This is a genomic window from uncultured Sphingorhabdus sp. (assembly GCF_937872355.1).
GTDB lineage: Bacteria > Pseudomonadota > Alphaproteobacteria > Sphingomonadales > Sphingomonadaceae > Sphingorhabdus_B.
In genome coordinates, this window is record NZ_CALMSV010000034.1 from 1 (window position 1) to 9994 (window position 9994).

Annotated in this window: 9 protein-coding genes and 1 pseudogene; 4 read left to right on the forward strand and 6 right to left on the reverse strand. The window is 57.1% G+C overall.

Annotated features, from left to right (window positions below; all coding sequences use genetic code 11):
• From Q0239_RS01655 to Q0239_RS01665, 3 genes are all read left to right on the forward strand, one after another.
• Window positions 1-1299: nitrite/sulfite reductase (locus Q0239_RS01655; RefSeq protein WP_298597345.1), on the forward strand; the 1299-nt coding region annotated here is incomplete at its 5' end.
• Window positions 1292-1705: a DUF934 domain-containing protein gene (locus Q0239_RS01660; protein ID WP_298597347.1), complete on the forward strand. Its 414-nt coding sequence runs from the start codon at window positions 1292-1294 to the stop codon at window positions 1703-1705. The genes Q0239_RS01655 and Q0239_RS01660, both read left to right, overlap by 8 nt.
• The gene (locus tag Q0239_RS01665) at window positions 1698-2480 is read left to right on the forward strand and encodes a phosphoadenylyl-sulfate reductase (protein WP_298597349.1); all 783 of its coding nucleotides are present in this window, start codon (window positions 1698-1700) and stop codon (window positions 2478-2480) included. Before Q0239_RS01660 ends, Q0239_RS01665 begins: the two co-directional genes overlap by 8 nt.
• Before the next feature lie 56 nt (window positions 2481-2536).
• On the opposite strand, the gene Q0239_RS01670 is transcribed toward Q0239_RS01665, so the two are convergent.
• From Q0239_RS01670 to Q0239_RS01690, 5 genes are all read right to left on the reverse strand, one after another.
• On the reverse strand, window positions 2537-3073 hold the full coding sequence (locus Q0239_RS01670) for a hypothetical protein (protein WP_298597351.1): 537 nt from the start codon (window positions 3071-3073) through the stop codon (window positions 2537-2539).
• 113 nt (window positions 3074-3186) lie between these two features.
• Window positions 3187-3777, reverse strand: a complete 591-nt coding sequence (locus Q0239_RS01675; protein ID WP_298597353.1) for a hypothetical protein — start codon at window positions 3775-3777, stop codon at window positions 3187-3189.
• A 131-nt stretch (window positions 3778-3908) separates the two neighbouring features.
• Window positions 3909-4781: a diacylglycerol kinase family protein gene (locus Q0239_RS01680; protein WP_298597355.1), complete on the reverse strand. Its 873-nt coding sequence runs from the start codon at window positions 4779-4781 to the stop codon at window positions 3909-3911.
• 97 nt (window positions 4782-4878) lie between these two features.
• Complete coding sequence (locus Q0239_RS01685) at window positions 4879-5532, reverse strand: class I SAM-dependent methyltransferase (protein WP_298597357.1); 654 nt, start codon at window positions 5530-5532, stop codon at window positions 4879-4881.
• Window positions 5516-7639 (reverse strand): prolyl oligopeptidase family serine peptidase, encoded by a 2124-nt coding sequence (locus Q0239_RS01690; protein ID WP_298597359.1) that lies wholly within the window; start codon window positions 7637-7639, stop codon window positions 5516-5518. Before Q0239_RS01690 ends, Q0239_RS01685 begins: the two co-directional genes overlap by 17 nt.
• Before the next feature lie 276 nt (window positions 7640-7915).
• On the opposite strand from Q0239_RS01690, the gene Q0239_RS01695 reads away from it, so the two are divergent.
• Complete coding sequence (locus Q0239_RS01695; RefSeq protein ID WP_298597360.1) at window positions 7916-9820, forward strand: hypothetical protein; 1905 nt, start codon at window positions 7916-7918, stop codon at window positions 9818-9820.
• Between the two features lie 69 nt (window positions 9821-9889).
• Here Q0239_RS01695 and Q0239_RS01700 read toward each other — a convergent pair.
• A pseudogene (locus tag Q0239_RS01700) lies at window positions 9890-9994 on the reverse strand (50S ribosomal protein L17); the annotation flags it as partial.

Sequence of the window (9994 nt, forward strand, 5' to 3'; positions counted from 1 at the left end):
GAGATGCACGCCATCCAGACCAGCGGCAACTGCATCCGCAACATCAGTTCGGACCAATATGCCGGAGCAGCGGCTGACGAAGTCACCGACCCGCGCCCCTGGGCCGAGCTGCTGCGCCAGTGGAGCACCTTCCACCCCGAATTCAGCTATTTGCCGCGCAAGTTCAAGATTGCCGTGATTGCAGCCGATGAAGATCGTGCGGCAATGCGTCTGCACGATATCGGCATCCAGTTGGTCAATCGTGATGGCAAATTGGGCGCGGCATTTTACGTCGGCGGCGGTATGGGCCGCACCCCGATGATCGCGCCGCTGATCAAGGATTACGTGCCGATCGAGGATTTCCTCAGCTATGCCGAGGCCTGCCTGCGCGTCTACAACCGCTATGGCCGCCGCGACAATATCTACAAGGCGCGGATCAAGATCCTCGTCCATGAAATTGGTGCCGACGAATATCGCCGTCAGGTCGAACAAGAATTCGCGCATGTTAAGACGCTGGGCATTGATCCGCCTGCGGTAGAGCTGGAGCGCATCGCCGCCTATTTCGCACCGCCAGCGTTCGAAGCCGGCCTTAGCGACGATATCGACCGCAGCGATCCCGATTTCGCGGTCTGGCTCGACCAGAATGTGAAGCCGCACAAACAGGCTGGCTATGCCATCGTCAATATCAGCCTGAAACCGATTGGCGGCATTCCGGGCGATGCATCCTCGGCGCAGATCGATGTGATGGCGGACTTGGCCGAGAAATACAGTTTTGATGAACTGCGCGTCACCCATGCGCAGAACATCGTGCTGCCGCATGTCGCCAAGCGCGATCTCTATGCCGTTTGGCAGGCGCTCAACGCAGCAGAACTGGCCAATGCCAATCTTGACCTGATCAGCGATATCATCGCCTGCCCCGGTCTCGATTATTGCAGCCTTGCCAATGCCCGCTCAATCCCGATCGCGCAGAAGATTGCGACGCGTTTTGCGGATCCAGAACGCCAGCGCGATCTGGGCGAATTGAAGCTCAAGATTTCGGGCTGCATCAATGCCTGCGGGCATCACCATGCAGGCCATATCGGCATATTGGGTGTCGACCGCAAAGGCGTCGAAAATTACCAGCTCACTCTGGGCGGTTCGGGCGCCGAAGATGTGTCGATCGGCAAGATCACCGGCCCCGGTTTTGACGAGGATGGCATTGTCGATGCCGTCGAGCGGGCGACCGAAAAATACAAGGAACTGCGCGAGCCCGGCGAACGCTTCGTCGATACCTATCGCCGCGTGGGCATGGAACCGTTCAAGGAGGCGATTTATGGTTGAACATCATGTAGCCGAGGGCGAAGAGCCCGCCGTCACGCTCGACGCTTTCCTCGACCAGTCCAACGCAACAGCGGTGCGGCTGGAGCCGGACGACGACGCGCGCGCGTTGATCCCGCATCTCGACCGGCTGGCGCTGATCGAAATCGCCTTCCCCAAATTTCGCGATGGTCGCGGCTACAGCTCGGCACGCATTTTGCGCGAGGCTGGCTATACCGGCGAATTACGCGCGCAGGGTGATGTGCTGGTCGACCAGATCGCATTCATGAAGCGTTGCGGCTTTGACAGCTTCTCCCCCGAAGCGCCGCTCAATCAGGCAGACGTCGAAGCGGCCTTGTCACGTTACGACCATGTCTATCAGGGCGCTGCCGATGCAGCGTTGCCCGTCTGGAAATTACGTCATGGCTGAACAGAAACTCCGCACGCCCGATCATATCAATGCCGCGCCTCGCTACAGCGAGACCGATGCAATCCGCCTGAACCATATGTTCCGCGGGCGCGATACGGTTGAGATTCTGGAAGTTCTGCTGAAGGAGAATATGCTGGGCGATGTTGCCATCGTCTCCAGTTTCGGGGCCGAAAGTGCGATTTTGTTGCACCTCATCGCCAGCGTTGACCCAACGGTGCCCGTGCTGTTCCTTGATACCGGAAAGCATTTTCCCGAAACGATCACCTATAAGGAAGAGCTGCGCCAGCAACTTGGCCTCAAGGACCTGCGTGACCTGAAACCCGACACCGACCTGCTGCGGCAAAAGGACGAAAACGGCCTGCGCTGGTCCTACGATCCAGATGGCTGCTGCGAAATACGCAAGGTCCTACCGCTCAAGCAGGCATTGGCGGGTTTCGATGCGCAGTTCACCGGGCGCAAGGCGTTCCAGTCCTCCACGCGCAGCGCCCTGCCCCGCTTTGAGGTCGAGGATGGGCGGTTGAAGGTCAACCCGCTCGCGGACTGGAGCAAGGAACGGCTCGACGCCTATATGGTGGAACACAATCTGCCGGCGCATCCGCTGGTCGAACTGGGCTACCCGTCAATCGGCTGCTCACCCTGCACCAGCAAGGTCGCGCCCGGCGAAGACCCACGCTCTGGTCGCTGGAAGGGTTGGGACAAAACCGAATGCGGCATCCACACCGCCGTCACGCCGATTGGCGAGGATGACAACGGCGCCAACGACCCGGTATTCTGAAAAACAAAAGGCCGCGCAAATCGCTTTGCACGGCCCTTTGTGGGTAGTTTCAGAAATCAGATTTCGCGGCCGCCAATCCGGATATCGTCGACGCGACCATTGTTTACCATGCAGGTGAAGCCATCGTTTCCGATTTCACCTTCGACGCGCCAGCCATTGCCTTCGCGCGTTACCGAGCCGATTTCATCAACCCGGCCGTTGGAAGTGCGTTCGGCCGCTTCGGTGCAAGCGGACACCGCGCTGCCGACATCGTCTCCACCATTATAGCTGGGTGCCGGTGTTTGATCATAGTCACGATAGCGCGACTCATCATCACGGCGTGGTTCGCTGCGACGGCTCTTGTCTGCGGAATCGGCGACGGCAGCAATTGCGGCGATCAGGCCGATACCAAGAATGATATCCCCCGCATCGACATCGAGCCTCCGGTTCCGCCAGCGTCGACGGTGGTAATCCGACGCGTCATCATAAAGCGATGCTTCTTGACGTTGGGCCGCCACTTCACGGCTGCCATAAGCGGCCATGGCGGGAAGCGGTGTGGTTGCGACCATCGCGGTCAATCCGGCAGCGAGAGCTGCCTTGCCAAAATTCTTCATAAAATCCTCCTGTGCAGGAGGGGTATCACCCCTGATTATTGGAAAATGGACGGTCCAGCCTGTCGCCAAGCTGAACCGCCCTGCAAATTTACATCAATCGCTGGCGTCGCGGGTTAGCGCCACTGATCTAGGCCGCGATAGTCGACGTCGACCACCCGTCCGCGTTCGACAAAGCAGGTGAACCGGCCCTTGTCATAACCACGGTTATAGCCATGGCCGCGGTTTCCATAGTCATCGCGATCATAACGTTTGCTGTCGTAACCGCGATTGTTACCGCGCCAGCCATCCTGCACAACCAGCTTGCCCGTGACCCGATAGCCATTGCGGGTGCGGTCGATATTGCTGATTTGTGTGACATCCGAACGGCTGTACCGGCTCGCCCAACGTTCGACTGCGTTGACGCACTGGTTGACTGCCGCGCGGCTGCCGCCATAGCGGTTGCTATAGCCGTAGCCGCGGTCATATCCGCCACGGCGATAATCACCATCATCATAGCCCGCCCGGTCATAGCGATAGTCACGATCATTGCGGTCGTCGCTGGAAGCGATCACCGCAGCGAGGCCGCCAAGGATCACAGCACCTGCAATCACTTCACCGGCACTGATCCGGTCATCGTCGTGACGCGCCTGTGCGGGGGCGGCAACGCTGACCAGGGCCGCAGCTGCGGCACCGGCGCTGAGCAGGCTCTTGGTCAAAATCTTCATCGAACTTCTCCTTTGTGGCGGTGGGGGGATTCCCGCCGGCGGATGGAGAATTTTTCGGTTCGAAATGATGCGGTGCTGGATAGACTTGTCAGCAGCCGTTCATGTTAAAAGACATTTTCATGAACAATGTGTCAGAGCACAAACGGGTGGTCGCTTACGCTTAGCCGTGCAGGCGTATGGGTCGCGATATCGCCATCGGCCTGGATTGGCTGGCGGGTGTCCGACGCAATCAGTACTTCCCGACCTTTGGCAAGTTGCACATTCTTCAGGCGATCTACCTTGCCTGCCATCATGGCCAGGGAGAATGCAGCAAAGTCCCGGCGGCGCGCGCGGCGCAATGCGACTATATGTAAATCTGCATCTTCCAGCCGTGCTGCGGGCGCGAAGCTCCATGGGCCAGCGTAAAATCGCCCCTTGGCGATGAAGACGGCCTCGCACGCGACGGGCTTTCCGTTGACCAACAACCGCAAGTTCGGCCTTTGCCAGTTCATCAGCACCTTCATCATCGCAACCACATAGGCCAATCGGCCGATGCGACGTTTCAAAGCCACAGACAATTCCGCAACAGCACTAGCATCGGGCCCGATACTGGCGCAGGCCAGAAAGCAAGTGTCGTTCAGCCCGACGGGAAACAGGCGTCTGGCTGGACGAGCGGCGGATTGCGATACAAAGCTGTCAGGATCGGTTGGAACGTCCCATTCGCGCGCGATCAGGTTGATCGTTCCTGCCGGATAAATGTCCACTGCTACGCCGGATATGTGCATTTCGGGATTTTCCAGCACATGTCGTACGGTGCCGTCACCTCCTGCAATGCACACACGTGCCACGCCGGTCGCCAGTTCGAACGGGCTGACAGGAGAGCTTTCCGAAAAGATGGCGTCAAAGCCGTTACGAACATAGGCGTCGCGCAATTGCTCCAGCCGCCGCAGCGAATGACCGCCCGATGCCGGGTTGCTGACAATCTGAACCAGCGGCTTGCCAAACGCGGCAGGAGCATGGGACACGGCTTCCTGCGGAGCAGGACAGGGTTGAGCCAATCGAAAGTTAGCGCGCGCCATCACCATAGCGCACAAGCACTAGCCTACAGCCGGTAAAATAGGGTTAACCAAGCCGCGCTTCGCCCCATTCGATCCAGCTGAACGGGCGGGGGGATTTGGGCATATAACCCTTATCGCCTCCTGATACCTTGAAGCCCGCCGCTTCATAGGCGCTGGTGATAGGACGGGTCAGGTGGCAATTGCCGCCAATGCGCTTCCAGATCGGTTCGATGCGGCGCTGCCATTTGCGTACATCCTCATCCGGCGCGCTGCCATGTTCGAGGAACAGCACCTTACCGCCCGGTCGGAGCACCCGGCGCATTTCGGCCAAGACCTGCTTCTGCTCATCGACCGAACACAGCGTGAACGTGCACAGCACGGTATCGAAGCTCGCGTCCGCAAAGGGAATAGCCTCGCCTATGCCGCCACGTATATCGGCTTCGATACCGATGGCCTGTGCGGCTTCGCGCGAACGATCGAGCAAACCGGCGGACGGATCAACGCCCGAAAAGCTTTTCAGCCGCGCCGGATCGTAAAAAGCCATGTTGATCCCACCGCCGCAGCCAAGCTCCAGCACATCGCCCTCGGCCTTGGGCACGATGCGGCTTCGTGCCTTCATGATCTGCGGTTGCGCGCAGGCACAGCCAATCAGTTTGGGAACCATGACCCTTTCCCACCAACTGGCGGGGCGGGGTTGCCATTCACTTTGCTGCGTCATTCTCCAACTCCAATCCGGTCCATTTGGCGAGAAAGCCATAGATTTCGGAATATTCCTCGATCAGCTTGGCGGTGGGTTTTCCGGAACCGTGCCCCGCCCGGGTTTCAATGCGGATGATTTTTGGTTTCGGCCCGGTATCGGCGGCTTGCAAGGCCGCCGTATATTTAAAGCTATGGCCGGGGACCACGCGGTCGTCGGTGTCGGCGGTGGTGACGATAACCGCCGGGTAATGCACGCCCATCTTGATATTGTGGTAGGGTGAATAGCCAAGCAAATTTTTGAAATCGGCCTCCTTATTGGGATAGCCATAGTCATCGACCCAATAGCGCCCGGCGGTGAAACGGTCAAAGCGGAGCATGTCCATCACACCCACCGCTGCATGGCCAGCGGCGAACAGATCAGGGCGTTGGTTGACCACAGCCCCCACCAGCAGACCGCCATTGGACCGCCCTTCGATCGCCAGCTGGTCCTTGTTGGCGATGCCTTCCTTGATAAGATATTCGCCCGCCGCGATGAAATCGTCGAAGACATTCTGCTTGTTGAGCAACCGCCCGGCATCGTGCCATTCCTTGCCATATTCCGAACCGCCGCGAATGTTTGCAAGCACATAGACCCCGCCCGACTGGATCCAGGCCATTTTGCGCGGGTCATAGGCAGGCAATTGCGCAAGGTTGAACCCGCCATAGGCATAAAGCAGCGTCGGCGCTCCTTTGGATAGGTCCAGGTCTTTCCGGCGCACAATGAACATCGGCACCTTGGTGCCATCCTTCGAGGCGTAGAAGCGCTGTTCGATGCTGATGCTGGCAGGATCGAAGCTCAATTTCGATTGCGCGAAGATGCTGCTCTTACCCGTTGTGGAATCAAAGCGATAAATCGCCCCCGGCTGGTTGAAGCTGGAAAAAGCATAATAGGTTTCCGGATCGCCGGGCTTTCCCGAAAAGCCGGACGCGGTGCCGATGGCGTTGAGTTGAATACGCTGCAAGGGCTTGCCATCAAGGCTCACCATTTCAGCGACCGATGCTGCATCCTTCAGATAGGAAAGGACCAGTCTGCTGCCCACAATCTGTGCCCGTGCCAAAGGTTCGCTGCGTTCGGCAATAATGTCCGAAAAAACCGGCTGCTTGCCACGTAAATCAACTTTGACGACCTTCAGTTTTGGCGCATCCTTGTTGGTCACGAACCACAATTCATCGCCCATGCCCTCGATCAGTTGCCAGTCATGGTCGAGGCCGGGGATGAGCGTTTGCGGCTTCCATTTTTCGACGGGCAGAACCTGGCCCATACCCTTTGCAATAGGGATCAGGCTGATCTCATATTTCTCATCCGTGCCCTGTGCCGATGTGATCACCACCCAGCGATTATCGTGCGTAACCTGCACGGTGTGGCCAAGCTTCGGCCGGTCCGGCGTAGCATAGACCAGTCGGTCCTCCGACTGGCTTGTGCCGATACGATGGAACATCAGCTGCTGGTTCTCGTTCAGCGCCTGAAACTCCTGCCCTTTGACCGGTTCGGCAAAGCGCGAATAGAGGAAGCCTTCATTACCCACCCAGGCGATGTTGGTGAATTTGGCCCACTTGATCTCATCGCCGACGGGCTTTTCGCTTTTCACATCGATTACGCGGATCGTGCGCCAGTCCGAGCCGCCGTCCTGGATCGCATAAGCAAGCAATTTGCCATCGGGCGAAGGCTCATATTGGTCAAGCGCGGTCGCCCCATCCTTCGACCAGGTGTTAGGATCAATAAGAACGCGGTCCTTACCCTTCAGGCCCTTGCGTACGTAAAGAGGCGACTGGTTCTGCAGCCCGTCATTCTTTGTGAAGAAATAATGCCCGCCTGCCTTTTGCGGGATGCTAAAGCGTTCATAATCATAGAGCGCCTTCATGCGTGCAGCGAGCGCCTGTTTGCCTGGAAGGTTGTCAAGATAAGGGTCAGCCACCGCCTTCTGCGCGGCAACCCAATCAGCAACTTCCTTGCTGTTGCGAACATCATCTTCGAGCCAGCGATAGGGGTCGGCGACTTTGACGCCAAACTGCTCCTCGACCAGTTCAGCTTTTCGCGTTTCGGGATATGCCAGATTTGCGACGCTGGTTTCGGCTGCTACTGCCATATTTTCCTTATCCGCCGCCATTGCAGGTGACCAACTGAGTATTACCGAAATTGCTGTAGACTGGAGAATTCGAACAATCGCACGATGCACAATAGAATATCCCTGAACTGGAATTTGCCTTGGTCTATCAGTAACGGTAACTCGACCGCCTGCAAGTGAATTGACATTGGATTTCGGCACGGCAATTCCAACTTGACGGCAATCTACCACCCTTCTAGCTATCGGAAAAATTAGAACCATCGGTCGCGTCGAGAAGCCACTTGGGGAGGGGTATTGATGCATCGTTTTGCGTTCCGAACAACGGTCACATTGGCGTGCCTGATTGTAACAACGCCGTTCATGGCAACGCCAGCATCGGCGAAAAACGCAACATTTGAGAGCATCGCCAGTGTTTTGAGTAAGGCAGGCGTTGATCACGACAGCATTGAAATGGCGCGCTACACTGTCAATCAAACTCAGCACGCTGGCATTGTCTACAGCCATGCTGTAGCACAAGACTATCCCTTCTTTGCGTTGATTGGGGCCGTCAAGGCCGCAAAGGAAAAGAACTATCCCGGCATCGGCACCTTTACGCAGGCCAAGTGCGAAACGCCTATAACCGCTATCGATGTCGTTTTCGGCAAAGCTGATGGCTATATTGATGACGCCAAAGGCAAAAGCGCCACCAATGCCATGATGGGTTCCGCTTCATCTTTCGCGTCAGAATATGCAAAAAGTGCATCGGCCGACGCGAAGCAGCAATTGATCAACCAGCTCAACAGCGCTGTCCCCTATTTCGGCGAAATCAAGACTATCTGCTCGTTTGCCTTTGAAACCGATTTTGTAATGGAAAAGAACCTGCAAAATGCAATCGGCGGAACAACTAGAGACATTGTGAAAGTCTATAGCGCTTTCGATGACGGCGACTATGTAACAGCGGTCAGCACATTACTGACGCTGGGCGTGAGTGGCCAAGCCGTATGCAGCTTGACTGACAGCCTGGTGGAGCAGTCCCTCTTGGGGCGCACGCCATTGCTGGGAGATATTGCCAAAAAGGCATGCAGTGGTTTTGTCGGCAAGGTAATCGATGGTGCTAAAGGCATCATATATGGTGGTGTCGGACTGCTTGAACAGGGTGTTTCCTATATTTGGGAGGGCGGGAAGAGCGGCTTTTGCTCGGTATATTCGCTGGTCGGCAGCGGTTGCAGCAGCGCACCGAAACCCAACGCTGAAACAATGAGCCTCAATGGCGCCACGCAATATTGTTCCGCGCGAGGGGGTATCGCATTTGGCGGATACTGGTTCAAATCCGCTGCAGATTTCGGCTTTCGCTGCAACGACAAGGCCGAATGCCAGAAACTTCCCAACACCCAACTGCAGTGCGTGACCGGTGAAGAAAAGAAAGCCAATGATACACAGCGCCGTCAATTGGTTCTCGACGACTTATCGCCAAATGGAAATGGCAAGCTGAACCAATGGACAAAAAGTTTTGTCGCCCGTTGGCAACCACTATGCCCTGCTTTTGATAGCCTGTGTCGCAACGCCATTGCCAATGCAGGCGGGGCGGTGCGTAATAAAGCGCGCGCGCAGTTCGATGCAAAACCGGATGAAATTGTCAGCTATTTTCAAGCAAGCGCTAAAGCTAAAGCGGAAGCAGAGAAGGCAGGGTTTGCTTCCGTTGAAGAAGCGCGCTTTCGCCTGCTGCCATCCATTTGGGCGGGAAATATGGATTCGCGCAGCCAGAACCAGTGCCTTGACCAGCAATGTCGCGACGAGATCGCAACATTGCGCGATACAATTTTGCATACCGTGACTAGCCAGCACAAAATGAAGCCTAACGCGACTTATGCCAGCATGGGTAGTTTGTACGCATCCGCAGAGACTGCGGCTCGCGGTTACGTTATCGCTTCGCTGAACCGTGCAGGCAAGAAACCGGTGGGCAGCAACCCTGTAACCGGATCCGCCCCGCCTCGGCTGGCACCGCAGTCTCCGCAAGGTCCTGCGCCTACTACTCCCCAGCGCCCGATATCGGCTTCGGTGGGCGGTGGTCAGATGGCCCCTACCGCGCCAGCAACTGCGCCAAAAGTTCCAGTCGTGGTCAAACCGGGCAGACGAGTCACGGTTCCAGCACCTGCACCGCGTGAACCCGCACAAGGCGATGAACCCGCGACAGCCGGTGGCCGCCCACCACGTGAACATTGATACCACGTATAAAAGGGGACGAAAACAACCGTTTTCGTCCCCTTTCTAAAAGCTCAAAATGAACGCCGATTAGGCCGCTTCGTCCATGTCCACATCAACCGGGCCCGAATCCTGGCCCTTGGCGCTGGTGTCGCGGTCTACCAGTTCGATGATCGCCATCGGCGAAGCATCCGA

Coding starts and splice junctions, on each gene's coding strand:
- Q0239_RS01665 (WP_298597349.1), top strand. CDS start 1,698: ATGGCTGAACAGAAACTCCGCACGCCCGATCATATCAATGCCGCGCCT.
- Q0239_RS01675 (WP_298597353.1), bottom strand. CDS start 3,777: ATGAAGATTTTGACCAAGAGCCTGCTCAGCGCCGGTGCCGCAGCTGCG.
- Q0239_RS01660 (WP_298597347.1), top strand. CDS start 1,292: ATGGTTGAACATCATGTAGCCGAGGGCGAAGAGCCCGCCGTCACGCTC.
- Q0239_RS01685 (WP_298597357.1), bottom strand. CDS start 5,532: ATGACGCAGCAAAGTGAATGGCAACCCCGCCCCGCCAGTTGGTGGGAA.
- Q0239_RS01670 (WP_298597351.1), bottom strand. CDS start 3,073: ATGAAGAATTTTGGCAAGGCAGCTCTCGCTGCCGGATTGACCGCGATG.
- Q0239_RS01695 (WP_298597360.1), top strand. CDS start 7,916: ATGCATCGTTTTGCGTTCCGAACAACGGTCACATTGGCGTGCCTGATT.
- Q0239_RS01690 (WP_298597359.1), bottom strand. CDS start 7,639: ATGGCAGTAGCAGCCGAAACCAGCGTCGCAAATCTGGCATATCCCGAA.